20 protein-coding genes are annotated in these 21,791 nt (G+C 40.1%); 10 read left to right on the forward strand and 10 right to left on the reverse strand.

Annotated features, from left to right (window positions below; translation table 11 throughout):
• The first annotated feature begins 39 nt into the window (after positions 1 to 39).
• From QSE00_RS06470 to QSE00_RS06490, 5 genes are all read left to right on the forward strand, one after another.
• Entirely contained in the window at positions 40 to 1,665 is a 1,626-nt protein-coding gene (locus QSE00_RS06470; protein ID WP_110357828.1) for a CTP synthase, read from the forward strand.
• A gap of 119 nt (positions 1,666 to 1,784) precedes the next feature.
• Positions 1,785 to 3,641 (forward strand): membrane protein insertase YidC, encoded by a 1,857-nt coding sequence (gene yidC / locus QSE00_RS06475; RefSeq protein ID WP_286105349.1) that lies wholly within the window; start codon positions 1,785 to 1,787, stop codon positions 3,639 to 3,641.
• A gap of 837 nt (positions 3,642 to 4,478) precedes the next feature.
• Entirely contained in the window at positions 4,479 to 5,669 is a 1,191-nt protein-coding gene (gene mnmA / locus QSE00_RS06480) for a tRNA 2-thiouridine(34) synthase MnmA (protein WP_286105350.1), read from the forward strand.
• Position 5,670: 1 nt separating this feature from the next.
• A complete protein-coding gene (locus QSE00_RS06485; RefSeq protein ID WP_286105351.1) occupies positions 5,671 to 7,299 on the forward strand; it encodes a S8 family serine peptidase in 1,629 nt (542 codons plus the stop codon).
• Positions 7,299 to 8,240, forward strand: coding sequence for an NAD(P)H-dependent flavin oxidoreductase (locus QSE00_RS06490; RefSeq protein ID WP_286105352.1), 942 nt, complete (start codon positions 7,299 to 7,301; stop codon positions 8,238 to 8,240). The genes QSE00_RS06485 and QSE00_RS06490 overlap by 1 nt, the downstream gene beginning before the upstream one ends.
• A 105-nt stretch (positions 8,241 to 8,345) precedes the next feature.
• Here the strand turns inward: QSE00_RS06490 and QSE00_RS06495 are convergent, their stop codons facing one another.
• Together QSE00_RS06495 and QSE00_RS06500 are read right to left on the reverse strand one after the other, a co-directional pair.
• Positions 8,346 to 10,076, reverse strand: a complete 1,731-nt coding sequence (locus QSE00_RS06495) for a tetratricopeptide repeat protein (protein ID WP_286105353.1) — start codon at positions 10,074 to 10,076, stop codon at positions 8,346 to 8,348.
• Between the two features lie 337 nt (positions 10,077 to 10,413).
• On the reverse strand, positions 10,414 to 10,638 hold the full coding sequence (locus tag QSE00_RS06500) for a putative signal transducing protein (protein WP_286105361.1): 225 nt from the start codon (positions 10,636 to 10,638) through the stop codon (positions 10,414 to 10,416).
• A 93-nt stretch (positions 10,639 to 10,731) separates the two neighbouring features.
• Here QSE00_RS06500 and QSE00_RS06505 point away from each other — a divergent pair, with 93 nt between their 5' ends.
• Positions 10,732 to 11,136 carry a hypothetical protein gene (locus QSE00_RS06505; protein ID WP_181422939.1) on the forward strand — a complete coding sequence of 135 codons (405 nt, stop codon included), beginning with the start codon at positions 10,732 to 10,734 and terminating at the stop codon, positions 11,134 to 11,136.
• Positions 11,137 to 11,149: 13 nt separating this feature from the next.
• Here the strand turns inward: QSE00_RS06505 and QSE00_RS06510 are convergent, their stop codons facing one another.
• Genes QSE00_RS06510 through QSE00_RS06535 form a run of 6 tightly spaced genes read right to left on the reverse strand, consistent with a single transcriptional unit; the run spans position 11,150 to position 17,369 of the window.
• Positions 11,150 to 12,484: a DUF58 domain-containing protein gene (locus QSE00_RS06510; RefSeq protein ID WP_286105362.1), complete on the reverse strand. Its 1,335-nt coding sequence runs from the start codon at positions 12,482 to 12,484 to the stop codon at positions 11,150 to 11,152.
• 48 nt (positions 12,485 to 12,532) lie between these two features.
• Complete coding sequence (locus QSE00_RS06515; protein ID WP_286105363.1) at positions 12,533 to 13,537, reverse strand: AAA family ATPase; 1,005 nt, start codon at positions 13,535 to 13,537, stop codon at positions 12,533 to 12,535.
• Between the two features lie 3 nt (positions 13,538 to 13,540).
• Positions 13,541 to 14,752, reverse strand: coding sequence for a DUF4350 domain-containing protein (locus tag QSE00_RS06520; protein WP_286105364.1), 1,212 nt, complete (start codon positions 14,750 to 14,752; stop codon positions 13,541 to 13,543).
• The gene (locus QSE00_RS06525; RefSeq protein ID WP_286105365.1) at positions 14,745 to 15,473 is read right to left on the reverse strand and encodes a hypothetical protein; all 729 of its coding nucleotides are present in this window, start codon (positions 15,471 to 15,473) and stop codon (positions 14,745 to 14,747) included. Before QSE00_RS06525 ends, QSE00_RS06520 begins: the two co-directional genes overlap by 8 nt.
• A complete protein-coding gene (locus QSE00_RS06530) occupies positions 15,470 to 16,420 on the reverse strand; it encodes a hypothetical protein (RefSeq protein ID WP_286105366.1) in 951 nt (316 codons plus the stop codon). Before QSE00_RS06530 ends, QSE00_RS06525 begins: the two co-directional genes overlap by 4 nt.
• Positions 16,389 to 17,369 carry a stage II sporulation protein M gene (locus tag QSE00_RS06535; protein WP_286105367.1) on the reverse strand — a complete coding sequence of 327 codons (981 nt, stop codon included), beginning with the start codon at positions 17,367 to 17,369 and terminating at the stop codon, positions 16,389 to 16,391. Before QSE00_RS06535 ends, QSE00_RS06530 begins: the two co-directional genes overlap by 32 nt.
• Before the next feature lie 38 nt (positions 17,370 to 17,407).
• On the opposite strand from QSE00_RS06535, the gene QSE00_RS06540 reads away from it, so the two are divergent.
• A complete protein-coding gene (locus QSE00_RS06540; RefSeq protein ID WP_286105368.1) occupies positions 17,408 to 18,133 on the forward strand; it encodes an RDD family protein in 726 nt (241 codons plus the stop codon).
• 3 nt (positions 18,134 to 18,136) lie between these two features.
• Positions 18,137 to 18,751, forward strand: a complete 615-nt coding sequence (locus QSE00_RS06545) for a trimeric intracellular cation channel family protein (RefSeq protein WP_110357814.1) — start codon at positions 18,137 to 18,139, stop codon at positions 18,749 to 18,751.
• 83 nt (positions 18,752 to 18,834) lie between these two features.
• On the opposite strand, the gene QSE00_RS06550 is transcribed toward QSE00_RS06545, so the two are convergent.
• Positions 18,835 to 19,560, reverse strand: a complete 726-nt coding sequence (locus QSE00_RS06550) for a peptidylprolyl isomerase (RefSeq protein WP_286105369.1) — start codon at positions 19,558 to 19,560, stop codon at positions 18,835 to 18,837.
• Between the two features lie 100 nt (positions 19,561 to 19,660).
• On the opposite strand from QSE00_RS06550, the gene QSE00_RS06555 reads away from it, so the two are divergent.
• On the forward strand, positions 19,661 to 20,302 hold the full coding sequence (locus QSE00_RS06555; RefSeq protein WP_110357812.1) for an NUDIX hydrolase: 642 nt from the start codon (positions 19,661 to 19,663) through the stop codon (positions 20,300 to 20,302).
• Between the two features lie 38 nt (positions 20,303 to 20,340).
• Entirely contained in the window at positions 20,341 to 21,144 is an 804-nt protein-coding gene (locus tag QSE00_RS06560; RefSeq protein ID WP_110357811.1) for a lysophospholipid acyltransferase family protein, read from the forward strand.
• Here the strand turns inward: QSE00_RS06560 and QSE00_RS06565 are convergent.
• Complete coding sequence (locus QSE00_RS06565; RefSeq protein ID WP_459076834.1) at positions 21,141 to 21,785, reverse strand: hypothetical protein; 645 nt, start codon at positions 21,783 to 21,785, stop codon at positions 21,141 to 21,143. The genes QSE00_RS06560 and QSE00_RS06565 overlap by 4 nt on opposite strands.
• Positions 21,786 to 21,791: the final 6 nt, after the last annotated feature.

A 21,791-nucleotide genomic window follows, 5' to 3' on the forward strand; every position in this document is an offset into this window, starting at 1 on the left:
CGTATTTTTGCTCGCGTTACGAATTCAACCTAACGCTTCATGTCGCAGACTAAATATATTTTTGTAACCGGTGGGGTTACTTCATCCCTCGGAAAAGGGATTATAGCAGCCTCTCTTGCCAAATTGTTACAGGCTCGGGGTTATAGAACCACTATTCAAAAATTGGACCCTTACATAAATGTTGATCCGGGAACTTTAAATCCCTATGAACATGGCGAATGCTATGTTACCGATGATGGTGCAGAGACCGATTTGGATTTGGGTCATTACGAGCGCTTTTTGAATGTTAGGACTTCACAGGCAAATAATGTAACCACCGGAAGAATTTACCAAAGTGTTATTGAAAAGGAACGCAGAGGTGAATTTTTGGGAAAAACGGTTCAGGTAGTGCCTCATATCACCAATGAAATTAAGGAGCGTATCCAGTTATTGGGGAAAAGTGGGGATTATGATATTGTCATTACCGAAATTGGGGGTACTGTTGGGGATATAGAATCCTTGCCATATATTGAAGCTGTACGCCAGTTGCTGTGGGAGTTGGGCGATAATAATGGGATTGTTATTCATTTAACCTTGGTGCCTTATCTTTCTGCAGCTGGGGAGTTAAAAACCAAACCTACCCAACATTCCGTAAAAACTTTAATGGAAAGCGGTATCAAGGCAGATATTTTGGTCTGTAGAACAGAACATGAGATTCCGGATGACTTAAAGGAAAAATTGGCACTTTTTTGCAATGTAAAAAGGGAAGCGGTTATACAATCCATTGATGCATCAACCATATATGATGTACCTATATTGATGCAAGAGGAAGGATTGGATACCGTAACCTTAAAAAAGTTGGCACTACCGGACAATGTAGTGCCCGATCTTACAAATTGGAACCAATTTTTACAGTGGCACAAGAATCCAAAAAATGAGGTGACCGTTGGTCTTATTGGGAAGTATGTGGAATTACAGGACTCTTATAAATCCATTTTGGAATCCTTTATCCATGCAGGATCGGTAAACCATGTAAAGGTAAAGGTGAAATCAATTCATTCCGAACATCTTACGGCCAAGAATGTGGAAAAAAAGATGCAGGGTCTGGACGGAATCCTAGTAGCCCCAGGTTTTGGTGAAAGGGGAATAGAAGGCAAAATTAAGGCAGTGCAGTTTGCCCGTGAAAATAAAATACCATTTTTGGGTATTTGTTTGGGAATGCAAATGGCCGTAATTGAATATTCCAGAAATGTACTAGGTCTAAAGGGAGCAAATTCCACGGAGATGGACGAAAACACCTCTGACCCGGTAATCAGTATTATGGAAGAACAGAAGAATATTGTTAACAAGGGGGGGACTATGCGACTGGGAGCTTGGGACTGTCATTTGGAAAAAGATAGTTTGGTACAAAAGATCTATCACGGAGCTTCCGAAATTTCTGAGCGCCATCGGCATCGTTATGAGTTTAACAACAATTATAAAAAGCAATTGGAGGAAGCCGGGCTGGTTGCCTCCGGGATAAATAAGGAAACTGGTTTGGTAGAAATAGTAGAGGTGCCTGCCCATCCTTGGTTTATTGGGGTACAATATCACCCTGAATACAAGAGTACGGTAGACAATCCGCACCCGTTGTTCGTAGGGTTTATTAAAGCTGCCTTAAAACATCAGAAGGAAGGAAAGCAATAAACTATGCCAGTTTGACATATATAATCTAATTGGGCATATATTTGCAAGCTGATTTAATCCGTTGGGAACGTAGCTGTTGTTTATATCCCTGCCGATAATATTTTAAAATTAAATTTTAGATGGAGGAAAAGAAATTGGATATTAATACCATTATCGGTTTTGTGCTGATTTTTGGTATTCTTATTTTTATGTTTTGGCAGAACCAGCCAACACCGGAAGAGCTGGAAGCGCAGAAGGCAAAACAAGAGCAGCTTGAAGCCGCTGAAATGCAAAAAGCCGATGTAACCAAAGAAGAGGTTGCCCAACCAAAAACAGTTGATCTACAAGATTCTACGGCCGTTGCAAGTTACAAAAGTGCTATAGGTGCCTTTGGTTATACGGCTCCTTCAGAGGGAACAACGGTATTGGAAAACGATGTTGTTTTTTTGGAAATAAGCAATAAGGGAGGCCAGATAATCGAGGCAAAGATGAAAGGGTACGTAACCTATGATTCCATTCCCGTTTATTTAATAAAAGATGGCAATGCCAATTTTGCCCTTAATTTTAGTACTTCGGACAACAGGGTATTGAACACCAATGATCTTTACTTTGAACCCACACTTTCCAAATCTGGTGACAATCAGGTGCTTTCCATGAAAGCCAAAGTGGCAGCGGATAAGTTTCTGGAGTATCGCTACGAAATGAAACCAGACGAATATCTCATTGGTTTTACAGTGCGTTCACAAGGTTTAAATGGCATTGTTAATAGTTCCAAACCCATTGATTTGGATTGGAAGATGAAGGCGATCCGCCATTCCAAAAGTATCCAATATGAGAATAGATATACTAGGGTTACCTATAACCACGATGGGGACAAAATAAGTAAGTTGTCCGAAGGTAGTGAGGATGAGGAAACGGAGGTGGATGTGAAATGGATTTCTTACCGTCAACACTTTTTTAGCTCTATACTTACCTATGCCAATAAGTTTGAAACCGCGAAATTGAATTCTGTAAATTTGGTGGAGGAAGAAAGTCACACCCAACAATTTACCAAAGAATTTGCCGCTGTGGTACCTTTGGAGTTGCAAGGTGGTGAATTTGCCTATAATTTTAACTGGTACTACGGGCCTACAGATGTCAAGGTCTTGGCTCAGTACAAGGAATTGGGGCTGGAAGATTCCATTCCCTTCGGTTGGGGTATTTTTGGATGGATCAATAGATATATCTTTACCCCTGTATATACATTCCTTAGTTCGTTCCTGCCTTATGGTATTGCCATTGTGGTCATGACTATTTTGGTAAGACTTATTATGTCACCGGCCACTTATAAATCTTACTTGTCCCAAGCTAAAATGAAGGTGTTGAAGCCTGAAATTACAGAGCTTAATGAAAAGTTCAAGGACAATGCCATGAAAAAGCAGCAGGAAACCATGAAATTGTACAACAAGGCCGGGGTAAGTCCTATGAGTGGCTGTGTGCCTGCTTTGTTGCAGATGCCAATTTTCTATGCCCTGTTTATGTTTTTCCCAACTTCCTTTGCATTGAGACAGAAGCCGTTTTTATGGGCAGATGACCTTTCTTCCTATGATGCCATTGCACAATTGCCGTTTACCATTCCATTTTATGGGGATCACGTAAGTTTGTTTCCAATATTGGCCTCCGTTGCCATATTCTTTTATATGATGATGACAACAGGACAGAATATGCAGACCCAACCCGGAATGCCTAATATGAAATTTATTATGTATTTGTCCCCCTTGATGATGTTGGTTTTCTTCAACAACTATGCAAGTGGACTGAGTTTGTACTATTTTGTATCTAACTTGATCACCATTTTTATAATGTTGGCCATCAAGAATTTTATTTTGGATGAGGATAAGATCCACGCCCAGATACAAGAGAATAAAAAGAAGCCTAAAAAGGAAAATAAGTTTCAGAAAAAGATGAGGGAAATGATGGAGCAGGCCGAGGAACAGAAAAAGTTAGGCAAGAAATAAGACGAAATCCACTTAATATAGAATTAAAGTGCTTGGATTTATTCAAGCACTTTTTTTTTGAATTTTATGGATGTGCTTAAAACCTAGTAGTAAGGTGCCGGAGTCATTCCTTAAGTAAACTACCTCGGGGCAAGCCCGCGAGGCATTCGTAGGATACGAACTTTAATTTACGAGGCAAGCCTTGGGGTATTATACCCTTTTGGCGGTATCAATAAAAACCCCGGCCATTTGGTCGGGGTTTTTAGCATTGGCTTGGTTTAATTTGGTAAGATTTGGGTCTCCAAAGATTGTTTTTTTTTAGGCTGTATAAAACTAATAGTTGTAAAGTGTTCTTTTTAGTATGCTAAAGTGGCTTCTTTTGATGTATGGGTGTTTTTTATAACTTGATTATTCTTCTTTAAGAGGGGGGGCTCCACTTTTATCAATATGGTATGCTTAAAAGAAATAGGCACAAGGCCAAATTAATATGGGTCCAGATAATTTATTAGTGAAACTCAATTTTGAGAAGTCAGTAAGACGCACTTAAAATTACAAGTTGAACTAATCCCGCCTTTTTCGGCGGGATCTAGGTTCAATACCTCGACCCTAGGGTCGATTCCTATTATTGGGTTCAGGGCCTGCCTTTGTCGGCAGACAGGCCTGCCTTTTTCGGCAGATAGGCTTGTCCTGAGGTTTAATACCTTTATTGGATGGCAATTGATTATCATTGGGTAAGCACATATCCCGGCAATTGTCATTACACGGTATTTTTGGGGGAAGCAAATTCCAATTTCGTATTTTTGCAGTGTAAGTCATAATTGGTTTGGAACGACTAAGGATAACATTAAATAATTACAGATGCAAAAGGTGGTAGTCGGACTTTCCGGCGGTGTGGATTCCAGTGTTACGGCATATCTATTAAAGGAGCAAGGCTATGAGGTTATTGGCCTTTTTATGAAGAATTGGCACGACGATTCCGTGACCATTTCCAAGGAATGCCCTTGGTTGGAGGATAGCAATGATGCCCTTATAGTGGCGGAGAAGTTGGGAATACCCTTTCAGACAGTGGACTTAAGTGCCCAGTACAAAGAACGTATTGTGGATTATATGTTCAGGGAATACGAAAAAGGTAGAACTCCAAACCCCGATGTGCTGTGCAATAGGGAAATAAAGTTTGATGTATTTATGAAAATTGCTATGCAGCTGGGAGCAGACTATGTAGCAACAGGACACTATTGTAGAAAGGGCATTATAAAAAATGAGGACGGAACGGAGACCTATCGATTGCTGGCAGGTGCGGACGGAAATAAGGACCAATCCTATTTTTTATGTCAACTATCCCAGGAACAACTCGCCAAAACCTTGTTCCCAATAGGGGAGTTACAGAAGCCTGAGGTTAGGAAAATAGCTGCTGATAATGATTTGATCACTGCCGATAAAAAGGATTCCCAAGGATTGTGTTTTATTGGGAAGGTACGGTTGCCGGAGTTTCTGCAGCAGAAATTACGACCCAAAAAAGGGGTAATTGTAGAAGTTCCAGCTGTGTTGGAGCAGTATGGGAGTACGGTTCCCCAGTTTGCCTCCAAACTGGAGGAATTGGCCTTTTTTGCTGAAAAGCCACACTATGAACCAACCGATGGGAAAGTAGTAGGGGAGCACCAAGGAGCCCATTACTTTACCAAAGGACAGCGCAAGGGATTGGACGTGGGGGGCACCAAAGAACCCTTGTTCGTAATTGAAACCGATGTTGACCAAAATGTAATCTATACTGGTCAGGGCAAGAGTCATCCTGGGCTTTACCGTAGAACGCTATTTGTGAACAATGATGAATTGCATTGGGTGCGCGCAGATCTGGCATTGGAAGTGGATCAGACCATGGAGGTTATGGCAAGGATAAGATATCGTCAACCATTGCAAAAAGCAACACTTTACAGGGTGGATGCAGGTCTGTATGTAGATTTTGTTGAAAAACAATCGGCTATTACGGAAGGGCAATTTGTAGCCTGGTATATTGGAGAGGAACTTATAGGTTCAGGTGTAATCTCTTAAAATGGCCAGGGCTACTCTTTTATTATTTATAATATTCTCGGTTTGGGGAAGGGCACAAGAACATGCCTGGGTATATTTTAATGATAAAGACCAAGTGGAGGAGTCCATTTTAAATCCATCAAGTATTTTATCGGAACGGGCAATACAAAAGAAGAATAGATTCAATATAGCCATAGACGAAAGGGATGTTCCTGTCAACGAGGACTATATTGCCCAGTTAAAACAGCAAAACGGCATCACGGTCAAGTCCAAGTCCAAATGGTTCAATTGCGTCCACGTTATAGGCAGTGAATCCAATATTGCAGCCTTAACGAACCTTCAGTTTGTAGACCGTATTTCTTATGCCGATAGGGTGTTAAATGCCAGGTCTGGCCCGGTTATTACATCGGAAAGTAAATCCAATAACCAGGTAAACAAGTTTTTGCAGCAAGAGACGGATTTTGTCTATGGCCAAAGCGATGTGCAGGTAAAACAATTGGGAGTGGATGTCTTGCACTATAATAACTTTACCGGTGAGGGATTTTTAATTGCCGTTTTGGATAGTGGCTTTCCCAATGTGGATCAAATGGAGGCATTTGATCGTTTACGTGCCAACAATGATTTATGGGGTGGGTACGATTTTGTTGCCCGCTCAACAAACATTTATGCAACCAATGGAAATGATCACGGAACAAGGGTGCTGTCCGATATGGCTGGTTTTGTAGACGGACGGTTTGTTGGTACCGCCCCTGATGCAAGTTATATTCTCTTTAGAACAGAAGATGCCGCTACCGAAACACCAGTGGAGGAAAGTTATTGGGTAGAGGCTGCCGAGCGGGCAGATAGCCTTGGGGTAGATATTATTAACAGTTCCTTGGGCTATAGTACTTATGATAATCCACGCTATAGTTATTCCCCAGTGGATATGGATGGAAATACGGCGTTTATTTCCCGGGGTGCCAGTATAGCAACTGAAAAAGGGATATTGGTTGTGAATTCTGCAGGGAATTCCGGTGATAGTTCTTGGGGCAAAATTACGGCTCCGGCAGATGCCAATGTATTTGCGGTTGGAGCGGTTGATGCCTCCGGCAACTATGTGGCATTTAGTTCCAGGGGGCCAAGCGTAGATAATAGGATTAAACCAGATGGGATGGCCTTGGGCAAAGGGGCAACGGTAATTGGGCCGGACAATAGATTGGTGGGAAATAATGGAACCTCTTTTGCTTCACCTATTATGGCTGGAGCCATCGCTTCCCTTTGGCAGGCTTTTCCTGATAAAGACAATATGGAAATTATGGACATGGTACGGGAATCCTCTTCCCTTTATCAAAATCCAAATTCACGAATGGGTTATGGAATACCCAATTTCGCCAAACCCTTGGTGCTATTGGGGATCGATATTTCAAAAGGCAAAGATGATTTGTGGTACCTATATCCGAACCCTTCAAAGACAGCATTTCAAGTACAGCTCCCCGAAACCTATGGGAATGCCCAAGTGACACTGTATGACATCTACGGAAAACGTATCCTGGAAAGGCAATTTAACCAAGGCAACGAGCAAATATCTGTGGATAATTTAAGCAAGGCCATATATATTATTCATGTGAAGGTGGATGGAATCAGTAAGAAATTTAAATTGATAAAAGAATAATGGGAAATAGAATTACCGATCTTTTTGGAATTCAATATCCAATAGTCCAGGCCGGTATGGTTTGGGCCAGTGGCTGGCGTTTGGCATCTACTGTTTCCAATGCCGGTGGATTGGGTATAATTGGAGCGGGATCCATGTATCCGGAGGTACTTCGAGAACATATAGAGAAGTGCAAGATGGCTACCAATAAGCCTTTTGGCGTTAATGTTCCTATGTTGTATCCGGATATTGGGCAGCTTATGGAGATCATAGTGGAGCTTGATGTAAAGATTGTATTTACTTCGGCAGGAAATCCTAAAACCTGGACTACCTATTTAAAGGACAGGGGCATCACTGTAGTGCATGTGGTGAGTAGTGTGAAATTTGCGCAAAAAGCCGAGGAAGCTGGGGTAGACGCTATTGTAGCGGAAGGTTTTGAGGCTGGCGGGCACAATGGTAGGGATGAGACCACCACACTTACATTGATTCCTGCGGTAAGGGAAAAAATAAGCATCCCTTTAATAGCTGCCGGTGGAATTGCTACTGGTAGAGCCATGTTGGCCGTTATGGTTTTGGGTGCCGATGGGGTTCAGGTGGGCAGTAGATTTGTAGCCAGCAATGAAGCCTCATCACACCCCTTGTTTAAGCAAAAAGTGGTAGAGGCGGGTGATGGTGCCACACAATTGACATTAAAAGAGTTGGCTCCGGTACGCTTGATCAAAAATAAGTTTTATGCCGATATACAAAAAGCCTATGCGGGCTGTGCAACGGTAGAGGAACTAAAATCCCTCTTGGGCAGGGCCAGGGCTAAAAGAGGAATGTTCGAGGGCGATTTGGAGGAAGGGGAATTGGAAATTGGCCAGGTAGCGGCACTAATCCATGAAATAAAACCCGCTGCCCAAATTGTGATGGACATGATGGCGGAATTTGCCCAAGCCAAGGAAGAAGCCAAGCATTTGTAGGAGGAGCAATAAATTCATTTCTGCATAATTCCCACAAAGGGAAAGGGTTTTTAAAACACCTTGCACACTTCCTTAAGCCGTGTTTCGTTATTTTGTTGTGCACAATTATAATACAGAAGTTTTTAAAGGGATATCGGCATGTTTCCATGCATCATTATATTCCTGCTCGATCTTTTTTGCTTCCTCCATTTTACCTTGGCTAATAAGGCTTTTATACAGACCCATTAAAGACCAGCCGTTTTGGCGGAGGATTTCCAGGTCTGCCTTATACACTTCTTCAGCTTCTTTATATTTTTGGGCCTTTAGTAAAACGGCACCCAAGGTCTGTCTTACCGGTATATGCCATGCTGTTGGTTCGCTGTAAATTAACTGGTCTTCATATAATACAGCTTGCTTTAGGTGTTGCACAGCCGCTGGAATATTTCCAATGGCACTGGCTAACTCACCTGAAACAACCCCATGTGCAATTTGGGCTATACTTGAAGATGGATTGGTGTAATTGGCCAGAACAGTTTCTAGTTCCGGATCGTTTTTCATGAGCCTTAGGGCCTCCAATTCTTCTTTGGCCTCCTTGATATTATTTTTCCTGATAAAGGCAATTCCCCTTGCGTAATGCCAAATAAGTTTAAGATGTTTATATTCATCTCCAGGGAAGGGGATGGTAAGAACTTCATTCCATTTTCCAAAACGGGTATAGGCCAAAAGTGGTGAGGAGGCAAAATCCTGTAAAAATGGCAAAGTTGCCATTTCGCCAATTGGGACCTTTTCCGCAGTTTTCTTGGCGGCATTAATGGCTTTGTCACTGTTGCCCAGGAGTGTAGAGGCAGACCATAGAAAGTGCAGATTGTGAGGGTAATATCCCAAGGGATACATACCCTGGGAATAACATTGGGAGATATAATCCTCATCTGCCAAAATAGCGGCTTCATTAACTTTTACTGCATCCGCGTATCTTCCTACCCTAATATAAATATGTGAAGGCATATGTACAATATGACCGGCTGCCGGCATTAAGGACCCTAGTTTATCCGCACTGGGTATGGCTAGGTCCGGTTTGGGAAGTTCAACCATATGAATATAGTAATGGTGCGCTCCTGGGTGATCGGGGTTTAATTCCATGGCCTTTTCCAGCGCAGTTTTGGCTTTAAGGGTGTTGTGAGCCGGGTTGCCCTCTAGGTCCCAATAGTTCCATGGCATCGTATTCATTATGGATGCCGCGTACAAGGTCTGTACATGGGCATCATCCGGAAATGATTCCACTACTTTTGCCATGGCCCTCATATAGGCCATGTTCAATTCTGATAATTCTTTGGTTATATCATCGCTATATCTATGGCTCAAAGCTTCTATTAAAGCTTTTTCTTTGGGCGAACTGTTTTGAGACAGGTTCTTGGCTTTTAAGATTGCTTCATATGCTTTTATTCTTCGTTCGTCATCGGGCGTGGGGTCATTTATGTTGGGCCCCAATGTGTAAGCCTGTCCCCAATAGGTCATGGCGGTCTTTGGATCAAGTCGCGAAGCTTCCATAAACGAGCGGTGGGCTTCGGCATGATTAAAGGCATAAGTAAGTTTTACGCCCTGATCAAAATAGGTTTGGGCTTTTTGGTCTTTGGTACTTATCCCAAAATGTAAATTTCCAAGGTTGGCAAATAAGGGGGCAATTTGTTGGGTGGTATCCACATTGCTCAAAAGATATTTGGCAACAGTACATTTCATGGAGTAAAAACCGGCTTCCTGTGTTACCTCCAACACCTCGGGGGTGGTTTGCGGTTTCCAATAAAGGGATATGGCCAATAGCACTAGCAAGAATATGGACAAGCTTAGTTTTGTTTTCATGATGTTGAAGTTTTATGTTGATGCTATTAAATCTAATTTGGATTTCCAAGGTGCTACAATGCGTCAACCCATGTCTGAAGATAGGTTGTTTCAATTTTTTTAATAAGGACTGTTTAATTGCGAAGGGGAATTCTGTGATCGCTCTTATACAGGGGAGATGAAAAAGTGATTTTTTATTTTATCTAAAAGTAGTGAATTCCAGTAGGTTATACAAGGGATCAACTGTTTGTGAAGCAAAGGGGGCAAAGTTGATATTTTAAAAACTTAGACTAGGCCATTTGTATAAACCTTAGGGTCAAGAACGATTCAGGGATAAATTTCATGTCCACACCTACTTTTAAGCACCAATAATTTCTTGGACAATACTTTGCGCTTTTTCCAACTCATCGGCATGGACAAAAACTTCCTGGTTCCCTTGGATGCTCGATCCAAAACCTGCCAATCTTCCAGATTCGGATTCATCCTTTATAACCGGTATTATGCCTATGGCCTTGAGTTGGTTGAATATGGTCTGGGCCAAAATAAAATTTCCTGAAAATATGCGGGTATAATTGGAATTCATTTTTTTAATATTGATTAACTCTTGTTAAGATACATATTTTTTATAAATCCCCATTTAAGAGTTTTTGTATTGGCATTAGTATCTTTGTGGCCGATGAAGTATGTTATAGTTGGGTTTATGTTTTTTTTGTGCTCCATGCCATTGTGTGCACAACTGGAAAAGGATAAGGTGAAACATTTTACGGCAGGTACCCTAAGTGGTGCTATTGGAGCAGATATAGCGGATGGCTTATCGGGAGGTAACCGCTATTGGAGAATTGCCGGTTCCGTAACTTCAAGTTTGCTGGCAGGCTTGGCCAAAGAGGCATATGATGAGTATAAATATAGTGGATGGGATAATAGGGATCTTGCGGCTACGGTATTGGGTGGGGTTTCCATTGGAATCACTATTGATATATTTTCGGAGCGGAAGCATAGAAAGCGAAATGAGATGTTGGTCCATATAACCCAAGAAAATATGGATTTTGGTAGTTGGGAAATGGATATCCAAAGGAATTGATGTATTCTTAATACTAAATAAGTCCCCGTGCTTTTATTTCCAAATATTTGTTAATGGTATTTATGGTCAGGTGCTCCGGTTTTGTTAGAATGGTTTGAATTCCGTATTTCCTTAATTCGTTAACGATAAGCTTCTTCTCATAAATAAATTTTTCGGCAACTGTTTTCTCAAATATTTGATGAATGGTCTCGGCTTTTTCTTCCGTAAATTTGATCAATTCGGTGTTTTCAAAGAAAATGACCACCAATAAATGTTCCCTGGCAACAGCTTGTAGGTAGGGTAGTTGTCGCTGCAGGGCATCCAAGGTCTCAAAATTGGTATAGAGTAAGAGCAGGCTTCTATGGGGGATATGCCTTTTAATATCGGCGTATAGTCGGCTGTAATCACTTTCTTCAAAATTGGTTTCCAAATTGTAGAGTGTTTCCAAAATAAGGTTCATTTGGGAGCTTCGTCTTTCTGCAACTACCCTATTTTCAATTTTTTTACCAAAGGCAAACATTCCGGCCTTGTCCTGCTTTTTAAGGGCAATGTGCGAAATGACCAATGTAGCGTTGATTGCATAATCCAGTAGGCTAAGTCCGTTAAAAGGCATTTTCATTACCCTGCCCTTATCTATTATGGAATAAATAGGTTGTGATTTTTCATCCTGGTACTGATTAACCATCAAGCCGCCTTTTTTAGCCGTTGCTTTCCAGTTGATGTTCCGGATATCATCTCCTAGGACATAGTCCTTTATTTGCTCGAACTCCATGGTATGGCCAATACGGCGAATTTTTTTAAGGCCGTATTCGAAGAGTTTATTGGAAAAGGCCATAAGGTCGTACTTCCGCAATTGTAGAAAGGAGGGGTACACCGGGACTTGCTGCTCATTGCCAAAAGTGTACTTTTTGCAAATGAAACCAATAGGGGAGTGGGCAAAGACATTTAAATTCCCAAAAGAATATACTCCTCTTTCGGTAGGTCTCAGATAATACTTAAAAACCTTTTCCTTTCCTTTCCCAAGAGTAGTGTAAATTCCGAAATCGCGCTTTTGAAATTGATGGGGGACTTCATCCAAAATTTTCAATCCGGCGGGGAACAAATATGAATTGGACACGCTTATTTTAATTTCGTTTTCATCCCCATTGGAAAGTTTTTCAGGAACCGAACGTATACCTTTGATTCTGCCTTTGGAGGCGAATACCAAAATAATATCGACCGCAACAAATAGGACAAAAACATAGAACAACAATTTTAGTGCCCCCAAAATGTCCGGTACCATATAGGAGATCAAAAAACCAAAGACCAAACCAGTAAATACAATAAAGAATCTTTTTTGTAGATAGATGTTTCTCAGGATTTTTTTCATTTGCTTGAGGTAGCTAAGATGAATTTTTGGGCCGATAGGCTTTGATTTTTATCTTGGAATTTCAATAGTCTCCAAAATTTGTTTTATCACCTTATCCGGGGTAAATCCTTCCATTTCCCTTTCTGGTGTCAATATAACCCGGTGTCCCAATATTGGGGATGCCACCTTTTTAATATCATCCGGGGTTACAAAATCTCGCCCGTTAATAGCTGCCAGCGCTTTGGAGGCGTCCATGATAGCAATGGAAGCCCTTGGAGAGGCCCCGAGGTATAGATTGCCATTGTTACGTGTATTATGGACAATTCCTGCTATGTACTTCATTAAATTGTTCTCTATTATAATTTCCTTGATAACCTCTTGGTAGCTGGCTATTTGGGCAGCGCTAAGCACTGAGGTTATTATGCTTTCCAAGTTCTGGTTTTTTTGGCGATGTTTACTTTCCAGAATCTCTATCTCTTCTTCCAAGGACGGATAGTTCACTTTGATTTTAAAAAGAAATCGGTCCAATTGTGCCTCTGGAAGTCGGTAAGTACCTTCCTGTTCTATAGGATTCTGGGTGGCAAATACCAAAAATGGCGGCCGCATTTCATAAGTTAGTCCATCCATGGTAATTTGGCGTTCGGCCATTGCCTCAAACAGAGCTGCCTGCGTCTTGGCGGGGGCTCTATTTATTTCATCTATAAGAATAATATTGGAAAATAAGGGGCCTTTTTTAAACTCAAATTCCGAAGTCTTTACGTTAAAGATAGACGTACCCAAAATGTCGCTCGGCATTAGATCCGGCGTAAATTGGATCCTACTGAAGTCTACGTTCATAGTTTTTGCCAAAAGTTTGGCTGTAACGGTTTTGGCTACTCCGGGAACCCCTTCAATTAGGGAGTGTCCATTGGCGAGGATAGAGATAATAAGTAGTTCTATCATTTCCTGTTGCCCAATGATGACTCTTCCCAATTCCGTTTTTATCTGCGCCACCGATGTCTGTAGTTGACCTAGGTCTATCCTATTTTTAAACTCCAACGGTTGGTGGTCTTCCCCTTGCTGACTTTCTTCCATGTATTATTTTTTAAATTGATTCAATAATTTGTTCAGGTGAATTACATCCTGTTCACTGTGATGTTTCTTGTTTTTAAGATGTACAATCAAATCTAAAAGCTCCTTGACTTTTATGAGTGGTTTATTCGACCTTCCCGCTAGATCCATAGCAGTCTTATCACTGATAGCTTCGGTATTTAGGTGGTAAGTACTTCTAATATATTCCAGGAAAAAATTAATCTTTTTGATGATCAAATCTGTATAATCCCTATGCTCATAATACAGCCCTCCAACGGTTTTGGCAAATTCAATGGATGAATTTTTCAAAGGTTTTATTATTGGAATGATACGTTGTTCCCGCTTCGCCTTAAATATTATAAAGATCAATAATCCCATCATACTGAGATAATAAGCCCATTTTAAGGGTTCTTGGTTAAGTACAAAGCGCATAGGGGAATCTATTACGATTCTTCCGGATTTTTTATAATTATCCCAAAAAATATCTATATCCTTAAGATAGGAAAGGGCATGTGCCACATACTCCTGATTGCCCCTCAGCATATAGTAGTTTGTGAACGTTTGCGGAGTAGTGTTGAGGTAAAAATGGCCCTTGCCGAATTTTACCCTTACAAAATTTAGTGCCTTGTTTTTGTTTATGGATGCAGTTGGTAAAGGCCCCTGTTCCGAATTAAATGCGATATACCCTAAGGCCGTTGAGTTCAATGTATCTACCGAAGTAAAATGCGTATTGTAAACTCCCCGTTTTAAGGGGTAATTTTGTTTGGAAAATGTACTGTTGGCAAGACTTATCCGTACAGTATCCTCCGTAATGGTGTATTGGGTTTCAACTTCAATATTTAGGGTATCCGAAAGGTAGGTCCCGAAATTGGAAGCAGCAATAAAGGTATCATTGCCGTCCTGTACGTATTGAAGTAATTTATTGACCTCCTGTTTGTCAAGTTCCAAGAAATCATTGATCAATAAATAGCTGGAGGCGCTGGTGGGATCCCGGTTCGCCAAGATATTGTACAAACTTTGGTTGGAAGTATGTATTTTTTGTCCCGGGAATAATTCTGGAAGTTCATTGTACAATACATAACATCCAAAGGGAATTTTGTCCGAGGATGTATAGGAAGGCCTCCAGTTCACCGGCTTGGGGCGAACAACCTCGGTTACCACAATACCAATAAGTACCGCAAGAAACAACCCGAGGATTATTTTGGAACGCTTATCCATGGGTACTTATATTGTTTAGGTGTACAAACTTCATTTGGGCTGCCTTGTATTTAAACTCGTCTATTTCCTGTTCCCCGTACCAAATATGGTCGTACAGATAGGATACATCCTTAAATAGCAATTTGGTTTCCGGGACTATTATTTCCTTTTCGTAGTCCTGATTTGTTTTTTCATAATGCCATTCAATGATTTGATGTTGGGACAGTGTTTTTAATACCTTTAGATGATGATAGCGAATGGCCAATCTGTAATTTTTTTGTTGTATGGCATCACTTATCAGCGCTTCCAGATCCAAACTTTCTATATGTTCTTCTGCCAGGTTAAGATTTATGGCCGGGGCCTCCTTTTTCCTAAATATTGACGAAGCGTTTTCTCCCGTCAGGAATCGTATGAGCAAGTAGATGGCCAAAGCTCCCATTAACCCATAAATTAGATATTCCATCAGTTGGGTAATCCTTGGTGGAATGTCAATACCAAAAACATTCCTGAGTCCGTTCATCACCCAATTGAGAAAGCGGGCCAGTAAATTTTGTGAATCCCCGTCCTTGATGTCATAGTTGAATTCTTTTCCCTGATACTTTTCGGAAAGATTTTCATCCAATGTCCGCAACACCAATTTAGTGTTGGTATCTTGGGGTAAGGGTACCGAATCTTTTTCCCCTTGGGCCAAACCGGGGAATAGGATGAAAAAACAATAAAAGGTGGCAACTAATCTTATCACTGGTCTTGATGGCCTATTTGGTCTATTTTGCTTCTTGAATTTAAATTATATGTTTTTTCGTGCAGTGAAAAATACAAGAGTCCATTTACGAACTGTGATAAACATTGTGAATAAACCCCTATGATAAGGAATAGGCAAGTCCCTAAAGTGTAAATGATGGTGGGTACCACAGAAGCTCCCAGATCTACATCATTTTGAACTACGTGAAAAGTATAGATACCTATAAGAATCCCTGGAATCATAATAACGACCATAAACAAAAGACCGATCAAAAATCCTAGGATAAAATTAACCCCTACCGATCTCCAAAAATTCTTGGTCACCAAGTTCCAGCCCTCCCCTAGGGCATCCGTAACACCTCTTTTTTCTTTTAGCATAACAAAAAATGATACGCCGACCCATGCCATTATGAAATATTGAATTACGTATTGTGCAAGCATTCCTGCCAAGGGAATAAAGGTCAAGATTACGGCGGCGATCATAAGACCAAAAAAAAGCAGTATCACTATCAAAATAAAAATAACAATGCTTCCCAAATTATTTTTTACTTCTTGCCAAACGTCGGTTTTATCAAAATTCTGTCCTTTTCGCTCTTCGTATTTTATCATATAGGAAGTGCTGAGACTATAATTTAGCACGGCTACCATTAAAAAAATTATAAAGAACAAAACTCCTCCAAAGATAAAATACATTATATAGGCTTCACTGCCGGAACCTATTGTATCCAGGACTGTATTTTGGTTATCGGTGATTAGGCCTATTACTCCGGATACCAGTAAGTAGCTAACGATCAATAGCCCTATTAGGAAAATTCCATTGTAGCTTAGGAAAACATTGGTGAATTTTTTAAGGTTTTGCTTGAAGAATTCGAAGTAAACATTGATGATATCCCCAAAGTCCCTATCGACTCTAAGTTCAATAAATTTTTCCTGGTTTTTGACTTGCATAAGATTGGTTTAACAAAATGGGATAAATGATATAATAAAAAAGAATCAGGAGTAAGGAACAGCCTATAATTAAAAACGCCAACCAAGGGGACATATTGGAATAGCGGGTAATAAACCCTTCTATAAATCCGGCAATTATAAAAAAGGGAATGGTGCTGACCACCACCTTTAATCCATCCTTGGCACCCTTCATAAAGGAAGCGCGTCTGGAATATGTTTTGGGGAACAGGATACTATTGCCCATGATCAATCCGGCACACCCAGCAATGATAATGACGGAAATTTCTATGGTTCCATGTAGCCAAATCTGTTTGTTTGCTTGGTAAAAGACATCCTGAGTGTAAAAAAAAGTAATGAATGCTCCCAGCATTACGCCATTGCTGAATAGAATATAGGCGGTGCCAATACTGGTAATTACCCCAAAGGAAAAGGCCATAAAGGCTACTTTTATATTGTTAATGGTAATCCCTAAAAAAGTACCAATTTCACTACCTCCTTTATATATGGCCGTTGGGTCTCCATTGGCAATATTGTTGAGGGTTTCGTTAACATAGGCATCACCTAAAATCAATCTTACAAAGGTATCGTCGTTCATTGCGGATACACTACCTATAGCAGCGGCAATCATAAAAATTAGAAAGGCGATACCCAAGGTTTTGTGATATTGCCTAAAGAAAAGCGGGAATTCCGTTTTCCAAAAATCCACTATTCTATTCCGATTCTCCTTTTTGTTTTTATATATTTTTTGATGTGCCTGGGATGCCAAGGAATTTAAGTACAATAAAGTCTTGCTTTCCGCGTAATAGGTCTGTGCGTAGGCAAGGTCGTTGGTCAGTTGAATATAACCATGGGCAAATTCGTCCGGGCTAATGTGGGCATTATAGTTGATAGCCTTTTCAAATGCTATCCATTTTTCTTTATTTTGCTTCACAAAAGCTGCCTCACGCATACTGGGATAATCCTTTAAGAAATAAAAATAATACTAATATGTCCAAACTTCAAATCAATACAACGCAAAATGTTAACCTAGATTATAAAATTGTTGGTATTGGTGAAAGGATCGTAGCTTTTTTAATCGACGGATTTATACTATACCTATATGCCGTGCTTGTGCAGGTGATTGGAACGGCCATAGGATATGTGTTTGACGATAGTTGGACACAAATAGGATTGGAGAGCCTTATTTTTCTTCCAGCCATGTTTTATAGCTTAATAATGCACAGCCTATTCAATGGTAGAACAGTAGGGAAAATGCTCATGAAAATAAGGGTGGTAAGATTGGATGGATCCCCGGTGCATTGGTCCAATTTATTGGTTAGGTGGATGCTACGTGTGGTTGATATTTGGCTTTTCTTTGGGTCTGTAGGATTGCTGACCATTTTATTTACCGATAAAAAACAAAGATTGGGGGATGCCGCGGCCGGTACCGTGGTCATTAGTACAAAAAATTCGGTAAAAATTTCCCATACCATTTTGGAAGAGGTAGAGGAAACCTATGTCCCTAAGTTTACCAATGTTACTTTATTGACCGATAAGGATGTTCGTCTCATAAAGGAGACCTACCAAATTGCCAGAAAAAGTCATGATTTTAAGACAATGAAGGCCTTACGCGATAAGGTGGAGAGTCTTTTAAATTCAAATTCCGACCTTTATGATGTGCCATATATTGATACCGTATTAAAGGATTATAATTTTTACACCCAGAAACCATAGCCTATGTTTTATTTTGTGATTGATATATTAGGAATAATTTCCTTTGCTATTTCGGGGGTTATGGTGGCCATGGATAAGAAATTGGATCTATTTGGTGTATTTATCATTGCTTTTGTCACAGCTATTGGAGGTGGTACGTTAAGGGATATGCTGATTGGAAATACTCCCGTATTATGGATGCAGGAACCAACGTACGTTTATGTAATTGCCGGAACCGTTGTTTTTGCAATTATTTTTAGGGATCAGCTGAAGTATGTACGAAAGTCGCTGTTTCTTTTTGATACCATTGGTATTGGTCTGTACACCATGGTAGGTATTTCACATGGACTACAGTCGGGCCTGCCTCCTGTTATGTGTATTGCCCTTGGAACAATAACAGCTTGTTTTGGAGGGGTAATACGGGATATATTATGCAATGAAATACCTGTAATATTTAGAAAGGAAATATATGCCACGGCATGTATATTAGGGGGCATCGGTTTTTTTCTTTTGCGTAAATTGCCCTATGACGAGGCATACGCCTATGTAGCTACCATATTGATTGTCATAGGAATCCGATTACTTGCCGTTAAATTTAAAATCTCGTTGCCCAATATATATCGCCATTCCAAGGTGTGATAGGTTTAATTTACAATGGGGATCAAAGTAGGGTATGGGTAGGGGCCCATTTTTTTTTCTATTTTTTCCCAATTGTCCATCCTCTATTCAAAAGCTTCCGCTTTTAGAATATAGATGTTTTGGGAAGGCCAATCCCCGTTGTCCACAGGTTGGCTGTTTATTTTGTCTACCACATCCATACCGTCTATCACCCGTCCAAATGGGGTATATCCTCCGTCCAAATGATAGGAGCCCGGTTTGGTAACTACAATAAAGAATTCGTAGGGTGATGCCAACTTATGGGGGTTGTTAATTTCACTACTGGGCATGGATACAACTCCCCTATGGTGTTTGTGTCCTTTTCTAGTATCAGGAGGTAAAAGATACCGTCCTATCTTCGATCTTTTTTCGGCCGTTTCCACATTGTCGGCATTTCCTCCTTGTATTATAAAGTTTTTAACCACCCTATGGAAATAGGTGTTATTAAAATACCCCATTTTGGTAAGGTATATAAAGTTGGCTTTGTGATAGGGGACGTTGTTGAACAACTGAATTGTAATGGTTCCTAGACTAGTGGTAAGCTTTACCTTATTCTCCTTTAGGGTTTTGCTGTAATTGAAGAAAAACTCTATGGCATTATCCTCTGTGAGCTCAAAGGCTTCCTCTTCCTCTTCTTCTTTTTCTTCTTCACTTGGAACTTCGGGAGCAATGCTATCTTTTTTAATACTGTTTTGGAGAAGCTTATTTTCCTTGGAAGCCGGCTGGTCTTTGCAGCTTCCTAAAAGGAGCATAAACAATATTGCAAAAAGTGAAATCTCTTTAAGTGCCATGTAATATGTGTTATTTTTTAAATGATTGTTAAAAGATTAATATCGCCCAAGGGTTGGTTGTTTTTTAATTAATTTGCTGAAAATTACAAAAATTGAATTCGTGCGTTTTGACGATTTTTCCAACAGAATATCAAAAATAGAAAATCTAGAACTTCCAGGGAGTGCTTCTCATTATAAAATGGCCCCAATGTTTAGGGTTAAGGAACTGGAGTCTGGTAAAATCGTAAAACAAAATCCGAGACAGGCTGCGGTTATGGCCCTTTTTTACCCAAGTGTGGATTACGGGACCAACTTACTTCTAATACTGAGAAATACCTATAAGGGTATACATAGTAATCAGATTGCATTGCCGGGGGGCAAGGTGGAAAAGAGGGATCTAAATTTAATGGAGACGGCTTTACGTGAAACCCATGAAGAAGTGGGGGCTGTTCCGGAGCAGATTACCGTAATCCGTTCTATGAGCAAAATCTATATTCCTCCGAGCAATTTTGAGGTCACCCCATACCTTGGGCTCTATAGGAAGGAGCGGCCATTTTTAAGGCAGGTAGACGAGGTAGCCGCCATTGTTGAGGTTCCTTTGAATGATTTAATGGATGATAAGAAAATATTTCATCAAATTTTAAACACTTCCTATGCCCAGAATGTAGAGGTACCAGCCTTTAAATTAAATGGTTATACGGTTTGGGGGGCAACGGCTATGATGTTGAGTGAAATTAAGGAATTGTTCAAACAAGTGTTATAAGATACTTATTTTGTAATTTTGAATGTTAACAAAAAAATATGGGCTTGTTTAAGAAAAATCCGTTTGGACATAATTTGTTTTTAAAGAAGTGGCTTATTCGTATTTTGGCCGTTATTACCCACAAAAGATATAGAGGGTTTAATACCATTGAAATTGAGGGGTCGGATATTATTAGAAAACTACCGCCACAAAATGTTCTTTTCGTAAGTAACCATCAAACTTACTTTGCCGATGTAGTGGCCATGTTCCATGTATTTAACGCCAGTTTAAGTGGGCGTGAAGACTCTATAAAGAATTTGGGGTATATATGGCAGCCCAAATTGAATATGTATTACGTAGCGGCCGCAGAAACCATGAAGAAGAGCCTGTTGACAAAAATTTTGGCCTATGCCGGGTCTATAAGTGTAGAACGAACTTGGCGGTCCGAAGGTAAGGATGTTAACAGGAAGGTTAAATTTAGCGATATATCCAATATTGGTACAGCCCTTAATGACGGATGGGTAATTACCTTTCCACAGGGTACTACAACACCGTGGAAACCTTTGAGAAAAGGGACGTCTCATATTATTAAAAAATACAAACCTATTGTGGTGCCTGTTGTTATAGATGGTTTTCGCCGTTCATTTGATAAAAAGGGTTTACGCATAAAGAAGAAGGGAATCCTTCAATCAATGGTAATCAAGGAGCCATTGGATATTGATTATGAGAATGAGTCATTCGATTCCATCATTGAGAAACTGGAATACGCCATAGAGCAACACCCTTCCTTTTTAAAGGTTATTCCCAAGAGTGAGTTATTGGCTTACGAAGAAGAAAATAAAAAACGAAAATTTAGGGTTTAAATATCCATTTCCTTAAGTTCTTTATAGTTTTTATTGAGTTTCTTAAGGAGAATACCGTAAAGTAAAAAATAAATGCATCCCATTACAAGGGTTACAACCACCCCTAATACAACAACTGTTGCAACCAAGGTGGTCTTTAATTTTTCGGGGTTAATATTTTCTGCTTTATAGCCATAACCCAAGGCGGTCATAGGGTCTTCGTTCAAATATATCCCTACGGCCATGACGATAAAGGATATAAATATCAGGGACAGACAAAAAATGACATAATATTTAACGGTCTTTCTAGTTTTTAAGATGTTGGACATTAGTTTTTTGGCATTGTCCAAAGTAGATATTTCCCTATATCTTTTATAAAATTGAAAGATAAAAAATAGTACTACGGAATATTGAACTACGTTGGAAATCACTAAAATATTCCCTAGTCCCAGATCTTTCCCGACCGCCAAATTTTTGGACATAGATGGAACCAAGTATATCAAGTGGGGCACTAAAAATTCCATGATACTTATAAAGAAAATCCATTTTACGACTGAAGAGGATTTCTTCCAGATCATTTTGTAAATCTCATCAAAGGATAGTTGAGGCAATTGCTTGTCTTTCTTTTGCCAATCCCTCTTTAATAATTCCAGTTCATCCATCATATG

This window comes from Arenibacter flavimaris (assembly GCF_030291335.1).
Taxonomy (GTDB): Bacteria; Bacteroidota; Bacteroidia; order Flavobacteriales; family Flavobacteriaceae; genus Arenibacter.